The sequence below is a fragment of the Micromonospora sp. NPDC023869 genome (assembly GCF_055559695.1).
This window is the reverse complement of the sequence record NZ_JBVHKD010000001.1, coordinates 1,020,937-1,038,565: the sequence shown is the minus strand read 5'-3', so window position 1 is coordinate 1,038,565 and position 17,629 is coordinate 1,020,937. Positions and strand designations below refer to the sequence as shown.

Here is a 17,629-nt window from a genome sequence, read left to right as displayed (position 1 = left end):
GTGGACCGGAGATCAGTCCCGAGTGCTTCTCGGTGGCAGCAGACCACCGCCGCCACCACCCGGTCCTTCATTGTTGTCTGGTGGATCGAAGGGGCTGCCACCGCCCGGGCCGTTGTTGCCACCGCCCGGACCACCGTTGCCGGGGCCGTTGTTGTTGCCACCGTTGTTGTTGCCGCCGCCCAGCAGGCAGCGCAGGTCCGTCGGTTCACAGCCGCCCGGGTTCGACGGCCCCGCAGGCGGCGGAGGCGGCGGTGGTTCCTCGCCGTTGCCCAACTTGTCGTCGCCGACGCCGGTCACGTTCGGCAGGTCGGACGGGTCGGAGCCCTTGAGCGCGTCGTCCATGTATTTCTTCCACACGGCCGCCGGGAAGCCGCTACCGCCGACGTTCTTGCCGTCCTTGTCGACGATGGCCGGCTTCTTCGGGTCCTTGCTACCGACCCAGACGGCGGTGGCCACGTTCTTGTCGTAGCCGACCATCCAGGCGTGCGCGTTCTTGTCGGTGTTGTTGTGCTCCCAGGTACCGGTCTTGCCGGCCGCCTGCCGGCCGTTGCTCAGTCCGGCGTTGCTGCGGCCCGGGATCTCCTTCAGCACGGCGGTCACCTCATCGGCGACCTCCGACCTGATCACCTGCGTGCCGCCGCCCTTCGTCAGCTTCTCACCGGCGATCTTGTCCCACTTGCCGGTCGCCTTGTTCTGCTTCTCCACCACCCGGACGAAGTGGGCCTTGTTGTACTTGCCGCTGTTGGCGAGCGTGGCCAGGCCGTTGGCGTGATCGAAGACGGTGATCGGGTACTGCCCGAAGCCGATGACCCGGTCGAACGTCTTCTTGCCGAGCTCCTCCGGCTTGTTCTTGGTCAGGTCGTACGGCTTCGGCGGGTCGACCGACCAGATGGTCCGGATGCCGGCCCGGCGGGCGATGTCGATGACCTTGTCCTCACCGACCTGCTCGGCGATGTGGAAGAACGGCACGTTGTAGGAGAGCACGGTCGACTCCTGCAGCGTGCAGCCCTTGCCACAACCCTGCCGGACGTCTCGGCCGGCGTTGATGATCTCGTTCGCGTAGCCCTCGGGCTTGAACGGGGTCGCGTCCCAGCGCGACTTGACCGAGATCCCGGCGTCGATCGCCGCCGCCAGCGTGTAGACCTTGAACGACGAGCCCGGCGGATGGCCGCCGACGATGTCGCCGTTGCTGTTGGTGTTCATGCCGGCGTAGTCGAAGTCCGCGCCGCTGTTGCCGCCGTAGTAGGCCAGCACCCGCCCGGTCTTCGGGTCGATGGAGACCGCTGCGGCCATCAGGTTCTTCGGCTGCCCGTACAGCACCGAGCCCTTGCGGTCCGGGCGGGCCGCCTCTTCCAGGGCCTTCTGCATCTTCGGGTCGATGGTGGTGGTGATCCGGTAACCGCCCTCACGCAGCTCCGTCACGCAGTTCGGCTTGTCCGGAGCGCCGGAGTTGGAGCAGATGCCCCACTCCTCCATCTCCTTGCGCACGTAGTTGATCACGTTGCCGACCGGAGTGGCGACGCCGAACCCGTTGTCCTTCTTGATCTTCTGGACCTTCGGGTACTCGGTCGGCCGCTCGAGCTTGCCGGGCACGCCCAGCCAGCCCTCCTCGACCATGCCGTTGATGACGTACTCCCACCGGGACTTGGCGTCGACCTCGTTGACCTCCGGGTCGAATCCCTTGTGGGTGGCGCTGGCGACCGGCTGCTTGATCAGCGCGGCGAGCACCGCCGCCTGCGCCGGGGTGAGCTTCTCGGTGGTGGTCTTGAAGTACGTCTGTGCCGCCGCCTCGATGCCGTACGCACCTCGACCGAAGTAGATCACGTTGAGGTAGTTCTCCATGATCTGCTCTTTGCCGAAGTTGTCGTTCAGCTTGGAGGCGAGGATCGCCTCCTTCACCTTCCGGCCGTAGCTGTCGTCCTGGAGGTTCTCGTAGGCGTTACGGGCGTACTGCTGCGTGATGGTCGAGGCGCCCTGTCGGTCACCGCCGGAGAGGTTGTTCCAGGCGGCCCGGGCGATGCCCTTGTAGTCGACGCCGGAGTGCCGGTAGAAGTTGCGGTCCTCGGCGGCGGCGACGGCGTGCTGTACGTGTTCAGGGATCTTGTCGATGGTGACGAAGATCCGGTTCTCGTTGCCGAGCCTGGCCACGACGCTCTTGCCGTCCTTGGCATAGACCGCGGTGGAGAGCGGCAGCGGGATCTCCTTGGGCAGCACCACGTTCGTCGAGTAGTAGGTAAATCCGACGACGCCGATACCGGCCAGCATGATGAACACCGCGAAGCTGGCGATCAGCATGTTCATCCGCTTGCGCTTGCGGGCGCGGGACACCGCGTTCGGGTCGCGACCACCGCGACCGGGACCGGCCGGACCACCCGGCCCACCCGGGCCGCCGGGTCCACCCGGCCCACCAGGACCGCCGACACTGGCCCGGGCCACCGCAGCCCGGCCCCCGGCACCGCCCACGGACGCCGCACCGACACTCGCCCGGCCGGCCGACGCGGCGCCGACGGACGCCGCCCCGACGGAGGCACGGCCGGCGGGCCCACCCGGTGCCGGGCTGACCGGCACCGAGGCGCGCCCGGACCGACCGGGGGCGGGCGAGACGGGAACCGCAGCGCGGCCGGGCGCGGCCGGCGAGACCGGCACCGAGGCCCGACCGGGGCCGGCGCGACCGACGGAGGCGGAACCGGCGACGGAACCGCCATGCGGGGGTACGCTCGCCGACCCGCCGACCGAGGCCCGACCACCGACCGAGGCGCGGGCCGACGGGCCGGACGACTCCGGGCCGCTCGACCAGTTGCCGCCGCGCGGTTCACCACCCGGGTAGCGGTACGCGTCGTCCGCCTGCCCCGGGTCGTCCTGGCCCGGAATCCGGGCCCGTCCGCGCGAGGAGCTGGGATCGCCGTACGAATTCATTCCTCACACCCTGCCGTCGCGGTGGGGCGCACTCGCACCGCCACCGGTTTGCCGTGAGTTGGGACACGTGAGTGCGGGGCACGGGGGTGCCGCCACAGTGGTGCCACATCCGAATCAATCGGACTATTCAGACCTACAAGCCGTCGGGCGCCCCGGTCGTGTGCAGTACGGCCGGGGTCGGCCGATCGAGCTCGAATCACCGTTGCGCCTCTCGCCTTCGCCGGGCACCTGCTCCACTGGCGGCAGCCACTCCACCCGGCGTCTCCTGCTCCGACTCGCCACCGGTCAACCCGTCCCGTCCGAGCAGGTACTGCTCGACGAGATGGTTCCAGTCACAGCCGAGACACACCTCCACCACGAAGACCTGGAACTCACGCAGCGTCATCGCCAGCACGGACAACTCCGCCACCGTACGGGCCTGGCCGGCAGACTGCTTGAGCTCGTCGCCATAAATGTAATGGACGTGCGTGAGGTTCTCGCTCCGGCAAATCGGGCAACGCTGCTCAGTGGGCTCGCCGTGGAACCGAGCCGCGTTCTTGAGGTAGGGAGACGCGTCGCACAGGTCATAGGTGCCGACACGACCGGCGAGGAGTTCACGCAGCAGCGCTCGCTTCCGGAGCGAGTAGTCGACGACCTGGCGCTGCGTACGCATGCGGCAAAGGGTACGCGGTCTCGTCTGGCGGGGCGACCACCGTGACGATCCGTGATGAGGGGACCTCGGAGCGAGGAGTTTGCCCGCCGAGGTGTGAGACGCTACGGTGCGATGTATCGGCCCGATACATCGCGGCGGTTAGCGCTCCACGCACAGGGTAAGGGAAGGGTGGCTGTGCTCGAACTCGCCATCCTCGGCCTGTTGCAGGAGGCCCCGATGCACGGCTACGAGCTCCGTAAGGAGCTCACCGCCAAGCTCGGGGCGATCCGAGCTGCGATCAGCTACGGCTCGCTCTACCCGACCCTGCGCCGGTTGCAGGCGGCGGGATGGATCGCCGAGGCCGCCGAGACACCCGCCACCGCCGAGGAGGTTCCCGCGCTGACCAGCCGACGAGGTCGGGTGGTCTACACCATCACCGCGGAAGGAAAAGAACGCTTCGCTCAGCTCATCGCACAAACCGGGCCGGAGACCTACGGCGACACCGGTTTCGGTGTGCACTTCGCGTTCTTCTCCCGAACCGACCGGGCGACCCGACTCCGAATTCTGGAAGGTCGGCGCCGCACGATCGAGGAACGTCGCGAGGGCCTTCGCGACATGCTGGGCCGGGCGGCCGAGCGCCTCGACGCGTACACCCTGGAACTGCAACGCCACGGCCTGGATGCCTGTGAGCGTGAGGTCCGGTGGCTGGAGGAGCTCATCGCCAACGAGCGCTCCGGCCGTGCCCCGACGGTCCCGCACGACGGGACGGCCGGCGGCCGACGAGATGACAACAGCCCGCCTCCGCCTGGAGAGACCAGGACAGAGCGGCCGTGACCAAGAAGAAGGAGGCACACGCGATGGGCTCCGTCCGCGTCGCCATCGTCGGTGTGGGTAACTGCGCCTCGTCCCTGGTACAGGGCGTCGAGTACTACCGGAACGCCGACCCGAACGACCGCGTCCCGGGTCTCATGCACGTCACCTTCGGCGACTACCACGTCTCTGACGTGCAGTTCGTCGCGGCGTTCGATGTCGACGCCAAGAAGGTGGGCATGGACCTCGCAGAGGCGATCGTCGCCAGCGAGAACAACACCATCAAGCTCTGCGACGTGCCGCCGACCGGCGTCACCGTGCAGCGCGGCCCGACCTTCGACGGCCTCGGGCAGTACTACCGCGAGATCATCAAGGAGTCGGACGTCGAGCCGGTCGACGTGGCCAAGGCGCTGCGCGACGCGCAGGTCGACGTGGTCGTCTCCTACCTGCCGGTGGGCTCGGAGCAGGCCGACAAGTTCTACGCCCAGGCCGCCATCGACGCGGGCTGCGGGTTCGTCAACGCCCTGCCGGTCTTCATCGCCTCGGACCCGGAGTGGGCGCAGAAGTTCACCGACGCCGGTCTGCCGATCGTCGGTGACGACATCAAGAGCCAGGTCGGCGCCACCATCGTGCACCGGGCCCTCGCGAAGCTCTTCGAGGACCGGGGCGTCGAGCTGCTGCGCACGTACCAGCTCAACTTCGGCGGCAACATGGACTTCATGAACATGCTGGAGCGCAACCGCCTGGTCTCGAAGAAGATTTCGAAGACCCAGTCGGTGACCTCCCAGGTGCCGCACGAGATGGCCAAGAGCGACGTGCACATCGGCCCGTCGGACCACGTGCCGTGGCTCGACGACCGCAAGTGGGCGTACATCCGCCTGGAGGGTCGTTCGTTTGGCGACACCCCGCTCAACGCGGAGCTCAAGCTGGAGGTGTGGGACTCGCCGAACTCGGCCGGCGTCATCATCGACGCCGTCCGGGCTGCGAAGATCGCGCTGGACCGCAAGATCGGTGGCCCGATCCTGTCGGCCTCGTCGTACTTCATGAAGTCCCCGCCGGTGCAGTACGCCGACCACGAGGCGCACGCTGCCGTCGAGGGCTTCATCACCGGTGAGGTCGAGCGCTGACGCGCTGACCACCAGCAGCACCTCGAAGGGCCGGGTCCATGAGGACCCGGCCCTTCATGTCGTCCGCCGTCCAAGGCGACACTCGGATCGTGGCACTGTGGCTGCTCTCGGCCCGGCGTGTCGACTTCCCACAGTGCCACGATCGAGGCGGGTGTCAGGACCAGGCGCGTTGCAGGGCGACCCGGGCCTCCAACTCCAGCAGTTTGACCTTTCGGTCCAGACCGCCGCCGAAGCCGACCAGTTTGCCGCCGGCCCCGATGATCCGATGACACGGCACGATGACCGGGATCGGGTTACGGTTGCACGCCACCCCGACCGCGCGGGCGGCACCGGGATCCCCCAGCCGCCGGGCCACCTCGCCGTAGGTCAGCGTCTCGCCGTACGGGATGAGGGTCATTTCCCGCCACACCGCCCGCTCGAACTCGGACCCCCTCGGCACCCGCACCGGCACACCGAACTCGGTCGACTCGCCGGCGAAGTACGCGCGCAGCTCCGCCACCGCCCGCCGGGCCACCTCGTCGACCGGCTCCCTCGGCGCGCCCGCCACCGCCGCGAAGTGCGTCGCGCACACGCTGTCGCCCTCGATACCCACGGAGAAGTCCCCGATCGGCGAGTCCAGCACGGTCCAACGCATCTCGCCATTGTCCCCACCCCCGACGACCGGACGCCCACCGCCCCGAGCAGAGCCCCACCCTCACCCAACCAGCGCCACGTGCCCGGCCGGTCACCCGAGCCGAGCCTGCGCCCACCCGGGCGCACTACACCCGCCGCGCACCGCCCCACAACCCGTGCGACGCACCCCGAACCTCCGCAATCGCAACCATGATCGCGCTCGATCCGGGATCGAGTGGTGCCCCACGACGTCCGATGCCCCTCGATCCGGGATCGAGGGGCATCGGACGGTCCTGTGCACAGCGGCGCAACGGCCAGCGCCCGCCGGAGCGTCCCCGTTCGGGGTGCTCCGGCGGGCGCCGGGGGTGGTACGAGAGGTCAGGCGATGGCGAAGAAGAACTTCTCGCCGTTGCCGAGACCCAGGTCTTCCCTGTTCCAGTTGATGTTCTTGCTCGAGATCAACTGCTTGTTGCCGGCCTTACCGGCGGTGACCGCCTGGCCGTCCCGGGCACCGAGATAGACCGTGCCGTCCGGGTTGTAGTTCAGGAAGTCGAACGTCTGGTACGTACCGGTCGACTTGCTGTTGGCGATCAGCGGCTTGGTGCCTTTGCTCGCCGCGATCACGTACCGGTTGTTGGCCAGGGCCTTCAGGTAGAAGAAGCCGTTGCCCCGGTTGACCATCTGGTACTTGGTCGACTTGGTGACCGACTTGCTGGTGGCGATCAGCGGCTTGCTGCCCGCGACCACGTACCTGTTGCTCGCCTTGGCCTTGATGGTGACCACCGGTGCCGGCGCGTCGAAGGTGAACTTCTCCGAGGAGCCGACGCTGGTCTTGCTCGCCTTCAGCGACGACTTGCCGGACTTCGCCGCGGTGACGAACTTGCCGTTCGCCTTGGCCTTGAGGCTGACCGTGCCGTCGGTGTGGTGCACGATCGTGAACTTGCCCGCGTTGACGATCGTCTTGTGGCTGGCGATCAGCGGCTTGGTGCCCTTGCTCGGCGCGACCACGTACCGGCCGGTGTTCTTGGAGCGCAGCGCGACCAGCCCGCTGCCGGCGTTGACGACGTCGTACCGCTGCGCGGTACCCAGGCTCGAACCGTTGTTGACCAGCGCCTTCTTGGTGCTGGCCGCAGTGACGAACTTGCCGTTGGAGCTGGCCTTCAGGCCGTACCCGTTGCGGGCCTGGGTGACCGAGCCGACGGTGAGCAGCCGGTCCATCGAACCCTTCGGGTCGTACACCGCACCGGCGAGGCCGGTGGTGACGATCCGGTCGCGGACCTGCTTCGGCTTCCACGTCGGGTTGCTGTGCAGCAGCAGGGCCGCCGCGCCGGCCACGTGCGGAGCGGCCATCGAGGTGCCGCTCATCCCGACGTTACCGGTGTTGTTGTCGTGCCGGGCCGAGACGATGCTGACGCCGGGGGCGAACACGTCGAGGCACCTGCCGTAGTTCGAGAACCACGCGCGCATGTCGATCCGGTCGGTGGCACCCACCGTGATGGCGTCCGGCACCCGAGCCGGGGAGACGTTGCAGGCGTTCTGCGACTCGTTACCGGCCGCGATCGCGAAGGTGACGCCCGAGTCGATGGACTTTCGCACGGCTGCGTCGATCGCCGACGACACGCCGCCACCGAGGCTCACGTTGGCCACGGCGCGCCTCGGCGCGTTCTTCTTCGCATCCTCGGTGACGAAGTTGATGCCGGCGATGACGCTGTCGGTGCTGCCCCAGCCGTCGCAGTCGAGCACCCGTACCCCGACGAGCTTGACCTGCTTGGCCACGCCGTACTTGGCGCCGCCGACAGTGCCGGCCACGTGCGTGCCGTGACCGTCGCAGTCCTCCTCCGACGCCGGCACCGGCGTGGTGGGAGCACCCGGCTCCGGGTCGACGGGCGGCTCGGCGAAGTAGTCGAACCCGATGCTGGCCCGGCCGCCGAAGTCCTGGTGCTTGGTGTTGATGCCGGTGTCCACGATGTACGCGGTGACGTTGCTGCCCGTGTTCGGGTACTTGAAGCTCTTGTTCAGCTTCGCGGACGCCTGGTCGAGCCGGTCGAGACCCCAGGACGGCGGGTTGCTCTGGGTGCCGCTGGCCGACACCCGACGGACCTGCTCCACGTAGGCGACGGCCGGATTCGCCGCCACCTTCTCGGCCTGCTGGGTGCTCATCGAGGCCGAGAAACCGCTCAGCGCCGTACCGAACACCTGCCGGACGTTGCCGCCGTTGGCCCGGGTGAGCGTGGCGGCGAGGGCCCGGACCGAGGTGTAGGTGGCCCGCTGGTCCTTCAGCACGACGATGTAGCGACCCGGTACGACGTCGGAGCGCTCGGTGCCGCGCACCGCGGCCCGCGCGGGCTCTTCAGGGGTGGTCGCCGACGCGGCTTGGCCGGTGGCGACGGTGATGATGGAGGAGGCGGTCGCGAGGGCGAGCCCGGCCGCCGCCGAGCGGCGCAGTACGCCACGGCGTTTCACTAAATGATCTCCCCGTTGTGTCGACCGTGCCGGTGGGCAGGTCGGACGGATGGTGAATCGTCTCGCTTCGGCAGTGAATCTGCGAGCTGAAGAGACGTGCCAACATCATGTACGACCGGCGCAACGACCCGTCTCAACCTTTCGGTCGAAACGTCGGCGTTTCGTCGTAGCGTCCGCCCCGTCGGGACGAGCCACGATGGACGTCGGGACAGCGCGGTGTCCCGAATCCGCAATGGCGTGACGACGGCGGTCGGCGGTCAGCCGACGATGCCCTCCTCGCGCGCCCAGCGCAGCAGCTCGGCCTCGGCGGTGTCGCGGTCCAGCGGTCCGTGTTCCAGGCGCAGGTCCTTGAGGTGCTTCCAGGCGCGGCCCACGATCGGTCCGGGCGGCACGCCGAGCAGCTCCATGATCGCGTTGCCGTCCAGATCGGGTCGGACCCGGGCCAGGTCTTCGTCGGCCGCGATCCGGGCGATCCGCTCCTCCAACGCGTCGTAGTCGGCGGCGAGCTGGGCGGCCTTGCGTCGGTTGCGGGTGGTGCAGTCGGACCGGGTCAGCTTGTGCAGGCGGGACAGCAGGTCACCGGCGTCGGTCACATACCGCCGTACCGCCGAGTCTGTCCACTCGCCCCGGCCGTAGCCGTAGAACCGCAGGTGCAGCGCGACCAGCGTGGTGACCTTGGCGGTGATGTCCTTCGGGTAGCGCAGCGCCTTCATCCGCGCCTTGGTCAGCCGGGCGCCGACCACCTCGTGATGGTGGAAGCTGACCCGTCCGTCCGTACCGACCGACTTGGTGGCCGGCTTGCCGATGTCGTGCATCAACGCGGCCATCCGCAGGACGAAGTCCGGGCCGTCCTGCTCGTACGAGATCGCGTTGCGGACCACCGTGAGGGTGTGCTCGTAGACGTCCTTGTGCTGGGCGTGCTCGTCGATCTCCAGCTTGAGGCCGGTCAACTCCGGCAGGAAGCGCTCGGCCAGCCCGGTGTCCACCAGCAGCCGCAGCCCGGTGATCGGGTCGGCCCCGGTGAGCAGCTTGGTGAACTCGTCCCGGATCCGCTCGGCGGTGATCCGGTCCAGGTCGACCGCCATCCGGCTCATCGCCGCGTGCACGTCCGGGTGGACCGCGAAGCGGAGCTGGGCGGCGAACCGGGCGGCCCGCAGCATCCGCAGCGGGTCGTCACCGAACGACTCGGCGGGCGTGCCCGGGGTACGCACCACCTTCGCGGCCAGATCGGCCAGTCCGCCGTACGGGTCGGTGAAGCGGTGCTCGGGCAGGCTCACCGCCATCGCGTTGACGGTGAAGTCCCGCCGCCGCAGGTCCTCGCTCAGGCTGCTGCCGTACTGGACCACCGGGTTCCGGGTGACCTGGTCGTAGGACTCGGCACGGAAGGTGGTGATCTCCAGCCGCAGGCCGTCGCGCTGGCAACCGATGGTGCCGAACTCCCGGCCGGTCTCCCAGATCGCCTCGGCCCAGCCGCGCACGACGGCGAGTGTCTGGTCCGGGTGGGCGTCGGTGCAGAAGTCGAGGTCCTCACCGAGTCGGCCGAGCAGGGCGTCGCGTACCGAACCGCCCACGAGGTGCAGTTCGTGGCCGGCAGCGGCGAACCGGCGACCCAACTCGTCGGCGACCGGCGAGACCCGGAGGAGTTCGGCGACGGCGTTGCGCTGCGCGGCGGTGAGTTCGCGGCGGTCGGTGGTGTGGGATGCGGCGGCTTCGGACATCGGACCAGCAGCCTATCGGTCCAGATCGGCATCTCATCCGCCGGGCGCGGGTAACGGGCCGGGGTTGACTAAGGTCTGTGGCGTGTGGGCCGGTACGGCTCCGGCGTACCCCTGGGAGGCACAGCATGAGCGGCGGGCTCTACCGCAGCGCGAACGCCGCACAGGGCGGCGCGCCCGGCGGCCGGCCGGACGACGGTGCCACGTTCATCTCCGCCGACCCGCTGAACCAGCCGGCCGTCGAGTCGGTCGCGCCACCTCAAGAACAGGTCGCCGAGGCCAGCGCCGCGACCAACAGCGCGGTCATGGCGATCGGCAGCCTGGTCAGCCGAGGTACGGGCTTCCTGCGCAACCTGGTGATCGGCGCGGCGCTGGGCGGGGCGTTGGTGGGCGACGCCTACACCACCGCGCAGATCCTGCCGGGAATGGTCTACGAGTTCCTGCTCGGCGGCATCCTGACCAGCGTGCTGATCCCGGTGTTGGTACGCCGACGCAAGGCGGACAGCGACGGTGGCCAGGCGTACACCCAACGGCTGTTGACCCTGGCGCTGCTGACCCTCGGTGCCGCCGCCCTGCTCGCAGTCGCCCTCGCCGTACCGCTGACCTGGCTCTACGGTGCCAGCGAGTCCGCAAACGGCTACTCGGATCTGGTCACCATGCTGGCCCGGCTCATGTTGCCGATGATCTTCTTCTCCGGCCTGAGCGCACTGATCAGTGCCGTGCTCAACACCCGGGGCCACTTCGCCGCACCGATGTGGGCGCCGATCCTCAACAACCTGGTGGTCATCGGCACCGCCGGCCTCTACATCGGGATCTTCGGTGCCGAGATCGTCGGGCCGGACGACATGACCACCGGGCGGGTCCTGCTGATCGGTGGCGGCACACTGCTCGGCGTCGCCGTCCAGGTCGCCGGCCTGATGCCGGCGCTGCGCAAGGTCGGCTTCACCTGGAAGCTGCGGTTCGACTTCCGCAAGCTCGGGCTGGCCGAGCTGGGCCGACTCGGCGCATGGATGATCTGCTACGTCGCGGTCAGCCAGATCGGCCTGATCGTGCTGTTCAACCTGTTGAACCGCGCCGGTAAGGAGAACTCCGCCGGTCCGCTGATCTACAACAACGTGTTCCTGCTGTTGATGACCGCGCACGGCATCATCGCCGTATCGATCATCACGGCGTTGATGCCCCGGATGAGCGCCGCCGCAGCCGACGGCCGGTACGCCGACCTCGCCGCAGACCTGTCCCGGGGCACTCGCACCGTCTCGGCGGTGCTCGCGCCGATCGCGGTCTGCTACGCCGTGCTCGCCACCCCGATCGCGTTCACGCTGTTCCGCTGGGGTGCCTTCGATGAGGACAACGCCAGCGCGACGTCCCTGGTGCTGCTCGCCGCCGCACTGGCCCTGGTGCCGTTCGCGATCAGCCAGCTCTTCACCTTCGCCTTCTACGCGCTGCCGGACACCCGAACCCCGGCCCTGATCAACATTCCGGTGGTGGCGCTGCGGATCGGCGTGCAGATCGCGCTGTTCCTCGCCTTCTCGGCGAGCTTCGCGGGGGCCGGAATGATGATCGGCAACACGGTCTCGTACCTGGCCGCTGCCATCATCTCCGCATGGCTGTTGCGGCCCCGGGTGGGCCGGATCGGGCTGGGCGCGATCCTGCGGACCCTCAGCCGGGTGGCGGTCGCGGCGGTGGGAGCAGCGGTGGCCGGCGCGCTGGTGGTCGCCCTGCTGCCCGGGGGCGACACGCCGACCCGGCTGGAGGCGATCGTGCAGCTCGTGGTGGGTGGCGCGGTGATCGGCGGTACCTACCTCGGGCTGGCCACGGTCCTGCGGATCTCCGAGATCACCGAGGTGATCGGGATGGTTCGCAGCCGTCTCGGGCGCTGATCGCCCGACGCCGGGCACCGGTGCACTGAGCGTGACCGGGGATCACCAGCCTGGGGATGCACCTGTGGATAACTCCGCGATTCGCCGCTCAACTGCCGGATCGGCCTGTGGATAACCAACCGGAAGGCCGAGTGTGGTCAGCCGTTCGACGGGAACCCGCTGACGTCGTACCCGCCGTCGCTTTCGGTACCGCCCCTGCGGCAGCCGAATGTGGACGACCTCTAGATTGGTAACTACATGTACCGGCAACGTGGCTGACATCGGTCGCAACGGGACGAGTACGCCTGACTGCGAACTCCCCGGCCGGCGACGGCGGGAAGATGACATGTCGGGGAGCGGGCCAACCCAGGTAAGGTCGCTCTCGACGGGTACGGCAGGAACGGCGCGCGTCACCTCGCGGGACCGGTCCGTCCGATGCCACACGAATGCGGAGCGGGAAGTCAGATGCCCAGCAGCGCGGGTCCATCGATCGACACGATCACCGAGGGAGGACGGGTGACCCAGGTCGGCGAGGGTCAGGACGCGGACGAGACCACTCCGCCGGTCATGACCTTCGGTGCTCCCGCAGTCGGTGAGATCCTCGCCGAGCGGTACGAACTGGTCGAGCACATCAACAACGACAGCGCGGGCCGGCTGGTCTGGCGCGGCGTCGACGTCGTGCTCCGCCGACCCGTCGCGGTCGTGATGCGCTATCCGGGTGGTGACTCCGCCACCGAGATGCTCCAGGCCGCAGTCGCCGCGAGCCGGGTCATCCACCCCAACCTGACCGGTGTCTACGACGCCATCGACGAGGCCGATCGGGCCTACGTCGTACGCGAGTGGGTCGACGGGCGCTCCCTGCGGGAACTGGTCGCGGACGGGCCGCTGGACGGGGCCCGGGCCACCGCCGTCGGCAGCGCCGTCGCCAGCGCGCTGGCCGCCGTGCACGCCACCGGCATGGTGCACGGCAACGTGCACCCCGGCACGGTGATGATCAGCGACGACGGCCGCGTGGTGCTGGCCGACGCGCGGACCGACGGGGACGACAGCCAGGAGAGCGACGTCCGGGCGGTCGGTGGTGTCCTCTACTACGCGCTGACCGGCTACTGGCCGCACACCGAGGCACCGCTGCGGGGCGCCACCGCCGGGCACGGTCGGGCGGCCATCCCCGACGCGGTACGCGACGCCAACGGTGTGGTGGCGGCTCCCCGTCAGGTCCGGGCCGGAGTGCCGGCCTACCTCGACGACCTCACCACGGACCTGCTCGACGGCGGGATCGCCCCGCCCTCGTCGGACGTACTCGCCGCCGAACTGGCCCGACTCGACGTACCCGCCGACGACGACTACCTCGACAACAGCGGTCCGCTGCGCTTCGCCGCCGAGTCCGGTGACGAGCCCTCGCCGCTGGCTGCCGCAGGCGGCCGGAAGGTTGCCCTGGGCATCGCCGGTGTGCTGGTGGTGGCCCTGGTCGGCCTGCTCGTCGGGATCAGCGCCCTCGGTGGCGACGACGACAGCCCGCAGACCGACCCGGTCGCCGCGCCCACGTCCAGCGCGGCGGTGAGCGAGGAACCGCCACCCCCCCTCGCCGCGCGGGACCTCCAGATCAGTGCCGCCCGGATCATCGATCCGGACAGCGACAACCGCACTGAGGTCCGCGACGCCGAGAAGGTCTTCGACGGCAACCGGGACGAGGGCTGGTCCACGGAGACGTACAGGGGAAGCGGCAACTTCGGTAACCTCAAGGAAGGTATGGGGGTCTGGGTCGACCTCGGCACCGAGCGGACGGTCAAGTCGGTGCAGGTCCACCTCTCCAGCACCGGGGCCTCCGCGTCACTGCTCACCGGCACCGTCGACGCCCCCTCGACCAGCGCCGGTGACCGCCAGGTCGTGGACGCGTTCAAGAACAGCGTCATCGGGCAGCCCTTCGAGGAGCACGACGGCACCACGATGACCTTCAACGGCTTCGACGCCGACCAGAAGTACCGCTACCTCATGTTCTGGATCACCGAGTTGCCGTCGAACAACGGTGGCTTCAAGCTCGGCGTCCAGGAGATCACGGTCCAGGGGTCATGATCTGGTCGCCACCGGAGCGGCACACCCAGCGGACCCGGTGATGGAGGTACGCGGCCGGGACGCTGCCGGCGTACCGCTGGACGGGGCGGTCAGCGACATCGACCTACTCCGCGCGCACGCCGACGGTGACCGGGACGCGTTCGCCACGCTGTTCCTGCGGCACCGGGACCGGCTCTGGGCGGTCGCCCTGCGTACCCTCGGCGACCGCGAGGAGGCCGCGGACGCGCTCCAGGACGCGATGCTGTCGGCTCACCGTGCCGCCGCGCGGTTCCGGGGCGACGCCGCCGTCACCACCTGGTTGCACCGGATCGTGGTGAACGCCTGCCTCGACCGCATCCGCCGTCGGCAGGCCCATCCCACGGTGCCGTTGCCCGACGGTACGCACGACACCGATGCTGGGGGCGGCACCGGTGGCACCGAGCCGACCGCGCCGGTACGCGACCACGACACCGCGATGGTGGTCCGGGAGGCCCTGGCCACCCTGCCGACCGAGCAGCGGGCCGCCCTGGTCCTGGTGGACGTGCAGGGCTACCCGGTCGCCGAGGTCGCGCGGATCCTCGGTGTCGCCGAGGGCACCGTGAAGAGTCGGTGCGCCCGAGGTCGTGCCCGGTTGGCGCTCCTGCTCGGGCACCTGCGTACCGGCAGCGAACCAGCCCCCGCCGGCGCCGCTGAGGTGCCGCGGGTCACCCGGGGGAACCCCGGAGCCCCGCACGGCGTCCGATCGAGGTCGGGAAGCCATCGCCCGGATGCCAACCAGGAGGATTCGTGAGTACCGGGGAGTTCAGCGGGGTCGACCTCGACCTGCTCGCCGATTACCTCGGCGGCGCGCTGGACGGCACCCCGCAGCAGGCCGAGGTCACCCGCCTCGTGGATCAGGACCCGGACTGGGCGCGGGCACACGCCCGACTCGCCCCGGCGGTGGACGAGGTCCGGGACGAGTTGGTCGACTGGGGTGCGCCAGCGGTCGAGATGCCGCCTGCGGTCAGCGATCGGATCCTCGCCGCACTGCGCGACGCCGATCTCCCGACGGCCGTGCCCTCGGTCGGCGTACCCGAGGAGGACGTCGACACCGACGACGCGGCGACCACGGAGGCCGACGACCATACTTCGACGAAGCCCTCGCCGGTGCCGGCCCAGCCGCTCGGCGGTACCCGACGGCCCGGCGGGAGCCCACGCCCGGGCCAGGAGCGCGGTACCCCGAGCCACCCGGGTCGGCGTCGGCGCCGCTGGGCCCGCCTGGCCGGACCGGTCGCGCTGGCCGCCGCGGCGGTGGTCGGCCTCGGTGCCCTGCAACTGTCCCGTCCCCAGCAGGGAGGTGACTCGACTGCCGGCACGGCCCTGAGCGATCGGGGCACCAGCCCGGTCGTGCCGCACGCGTACCCGGAGGGATCCGCCGAGCAGGCACCGCAGGCGGCCTCGCCGGACCGTGCCGCCGCCTCGGCACCCACCCCATTCCGGATCGCCAGTCCGCCGCTGCGCACCGGGTCCGACTACACGCCGGAGAGCCTCACCGGGCCTACGGTGATGAACGCCCCCGGGAGCGGCGCGGAGCCCACGGACAGCACCGAGAGCGACAACCGGCCCGCCGTGCCCGGCGAGCTCAGCCGGCTCGGCGACCAGGCGGCGTTGAGCGCCTGCCTGGCCGAGATCGGTGTCGAGCACGGCGATCAGCCGCTGGTCTTCGACGTCGTCGACTACGCCCGCTTCGGCGGGCTCCCGGCTCTGGTGGTGCGCTTCACCGACGGCTCCGGCGAACAGTGGGCCTGGGTCAGCGGGCCCGAGTGCGGAATCCCCCGATCCGGCTCGGACACCCGCTATCGATCGCGGGTAGGGTGAATCGCGGCCACCGCACGTTTGGCCGACCAAGTGACGTGACCCACCGGATGACCGGCTCGGGAATCTCCGCTTCGTACGATGACGTTCTGCAGGTCAGAATGCCGCCGCGTCGGCACTCGGTTCGGCATCGGCGGATGACGCCGGTGGCGACGCTCAACACGATTGGGAGATGGCAGTGGACGAGGTCCGCAACCTGATCATCATCGGCTCCGGGCCGGCGGGTTACACCGCAGCGGTCTACGCGGCGCGGGCGAACCTCAAGCCGCTGGTCATTGAGGGCGTACAGTCCGGTGGCGCGTTGATGACCACCACCGAGGTGGAGAACTTCCCCGGCTTCGCGGACGGCATCCTCGGTCCCGAGCTGATGGACAACATGCGCAAGCAGGCCGAGCGGTTCGGTGCCGAGTTCCTGACCGACGACGTCACCCGGGTCGAGCTGGCCGACACCGGCCACCCGGGCGCGGTGAGCACCGTCTGGGTCGGCGAGAGCGCCTACCGCGCCTCGGCCGTCATCCTCGCCACCGGTTCCGCCTGGCGGCCGCTCGGCGTACCGGGTGAGCAGGAGTACCTGGGCCACGGCGTCTCGTCCTGCGCCACCTGTGACGGCTTCTTCTTCCGCAACCAGCACATCGTGGTGGTCGGCGGTGGCGACTCCGCGATGGAGGAGGCCAGCTTCCTGACCCGCTTCGCCGAGTCGGTGACCATCATCCACCGCCGCGACTCGTTCCGGGCCAGCAAGATCATGGCGGAGCGTGCGCTGGGCAACGACAAGATCAAGGTCGAGTGGAACACCGTGGTCGAGGAGGTCCTCGGCGCGGACGGCAAGGTCACCGGAGTGCGGGTACGCAACGTGCACACCGGCGAGGCCAACGTTCTCGACGTCACCGGCGTGTTCGTGGCGATCGGGCACGACCCGCGCAGCGAGCTGTTCCGGGGCCAGGTCGAGATGGACGACGAGGGCTACGTCAAGGTCCAGGCCCCCAGCACCCGGACCAGCATCCCGGGCGTCTTCGCCGCTGGTGACCTGGTCGACCACACGTACCGGCAGGCCATCACCGCAGCCGGCACCGGCTGCGCCGCCGCACTCGACGCGGAACGTTTCATCGCCACGCTGCCCAAGGGCTGAACGAGACACATCCCGGAGGAGGGGTCACACAGTGGGAGCAACCAAGTCGGTTACCGACGCTAGTTTCGCCGCAGACGTACTCAAGTCTGACAAGCCGGTCCTGGTGGATTTCTGGGCCGAGTGGTGCGCGCCGTGCCGCAAGGTGTCGCCCTTGCTGGAGGAGATCGCCGGCGAGATGGGCGACCAGGTCAGCATCGTCAAGCTCAACATCGACGAGAACCCGGAGACCGCCCGCGCCTACCGGGTGATGTCGGTGCCGACGCTCACCGTCTTCAAGAACGGCGAGCCGGTGCAGTCGATCGCGGGTGCCAAGCCCAAGGGCGAGCTGGTCAAGCTGATCGAATCGGCGCTCTGACCCCAGCAGCATGATCGCCGACCCCGCCCCGGGGCAGCCGGGACGGGGTCGGCGCGTTTTTCGCCGCCCGCACCCGCACCGAACGCCCAGCGCCTAACCTCGAACT

Annotated in this window: 13 protein-coding genes; 8 read left to right on the top strand and 5 right to left on the bottom strand. The window is 69.5% G+C overall.

Going from position 1 to position 17,629, the window contains the following annotated elements; genetic code table 11:
• Positions 1-12: 12 nt before the first annotated feature.
• A complete protein-coding gene (locus ACZ31C_RS04480) occupies positions 13-2,916 on the bottom strand; it encodes a transglycosylase domain-containing protein (RefSeq protein ID WP_465794137.1) in 2,904 nt (967 codons plus the stop codon).
• 196 nt (positions 2,917-3,112) lie between these two features.
• Entirely contained in the window at positions 3,113-3,568 is a 456-nt protein-coding gene (locus ACZ31C_RS04475; RefSeq protein WP_396743700.1) for a DUF5318 domain-containing protein, read from the bottom strand.
• A gap of 174 nt (positions 3,569-3,742) precedes the next feature.
• Here ACZ31C_RS04475 and ACZ31C_RS04470 point away from each other — a divergent pair, with 174 nt between their 5' ends.
• Together ACZ31C_RS04470 and ACZ31C_RS04465 are read left to right on the top strand one after the other, a co-directional pair.
• Complete coding sequence (locus ACZ31C_RS04470; RefSeq protein ID WP_396744173.1) at positions 3,743-4,381, top strand: PadR family transcriptional regulator; 639 nt, start codon at positions 3,743-3,745, stop codon at positions 4,379-4,381.
• Between the two features lie 23 nt (positions 4,382-4,404).
• The gene (locus tag ACZ31C_RS04465) at positions 4,405-5,484 is read left to right on the top strand and encodes an inositol-3-phosphate synthase (RefSeq protein ID WP_350698100.1); all 1,080 of its coding nucleotides are present in this window, start codon (positions 4,405-4,407) and stop codon (positions 5,482-5,484) included.
• 154 nt (positions 5,485-5,638) lie between these two features.
• Here the strand turns inward: ACZ31C_RS04465 and ACZ31C_RS04460 are convergent, their stop codons facing one another.
• The 3 genes from ACZ31C_RS04460 to ACZ31C_RS04450 all read right to left on the bottom strand — a co-directional run bounded on the left by ACZ31C_RS04460 (position 5,639) and on the right by ACZ31C_RS04450 (position 10,277).
• Complete coding sequence (locus ACZ31C_RS04460; protein ID WP_465794136.1) at positions 5,639-6,118, bottom strand: methylated-DNA--[protein]-cysteine S-methyltransferase; 480 nt, start codon at positions 6,116-6,118, stop codon at positions 5,639-5,641.
• A 356-nt stretch (positions 6,119-6,474) separates the two neighbouring features.
• Positions 6,475-8,559: a S8 family serine peptidase gene (locus ACZ31C_RS04455; protein ID WP_465794135.1), complete on the bottom strand. Its 2,085-nt coding sequence runs from the start codon at positions 8,557-8,559 to the stop codon at positions 6,475-6,477.
• 257 nt (positions 8,560-8,816) lie between these two features.
• Positions 8,817-10,277 carry a CCA tRNA nucleotidyltransferase gene (locus ACZ31C_RS04450; RefSeq protein ID WP_465794134.1) on the bottom strand — a complete coding sequence of 487 codons (1,461 nt, stop codon included), beginning with the start codon at positions 10,275-10,277 and terminating at the stop codon, positions 8,817-8,819.
• 125 nt (positions 10,278-10,402) lie between these two features.
• On the opposite strand from ACZ31C_RS04450, the gene murJ reads away from it, so the two are divergent.
• The 6 genes from murJ to trxA all read left to right on the top strand — a co-directional run bounded on the left by murJ (position 10,403) and on the right by trxA (position 17,523).
• Positions 10,403-12,154, top strand: coding sequence for a murein biosynthesis integral membrane protein MurJ (gene murJ / locus ACZ31C_RS04445; RefSeq protein ID WP_465794133.1), 1,752 nt, complete (start codon positions 10,403-10,405; stop codon positions 12,152-12,154).
• 444 nt (positions 12,155-12,598) lie between these two features.
• Positions 12,599-14,206 (top strand): protein kinase family protein, encoded by a 1,608-nt coding sequence (locus tag ACZ31C_RS04440; RefSeq protein ID WP_465794132.1) that lies wholly within the window; start codon positions 12,599-12,601, stop codon positions 14,204-14,206.
• Between the two features lie 40 nt (positions 14,207-14,246).
• Positions 14,247-14,975, top strand: a complete 729-nt coding sequence (gene sigM / locus ACZ31C_RS04435; RefSeq protein WP_465794131.1) for an RNA polymerase sigma factor SigM — start codon at positions 14,247-14,249, stop codon at positions 14,973-14,975.
• Positions 14,972-16,042 (top strand): hypothetical protein, encoded by a 1,071-nt coding sequence (locus ACZ31C_RS04430; protein WP_465794130.1) that lies wholly within the window; start codon positions 14,972-14,974, stop codon positions 16,040-16,042. The genes sigM and ACZ31C_RS04430 overlap by 4 nt, the downstream gene beginning before the upstream one ends.
• A 175-nt stretch (positions 16,043-16,217) precedes the next feature.
• Positions 16,218-17,168: a thioredoxin-disulfide reductase gene (gene trxB, locus ACZ31C_RS04425; protein ID WP_465794362.1), complete on the top strand. Its 951-nt coding sequence runs from the start codon at positions 16,218-16,220 to the stop codon at positions 17,166-17,168.
• A 31-nt stretch (positions 17,169-17,199) separates the two neighbouring features.
• On the top strand, positions 17,200-17,523 hold the full coding sequence (gene trxA / locus ACZ31C_RS04420) for a thioredoxin (protein ID WP_117228228.1): 324 nt from the start codon (positions 17,200-17,202) through the stop codon (positions 17,521-17,523).
• Positions 17,524-17,629 lie beyond the last annotated feature (106 nt).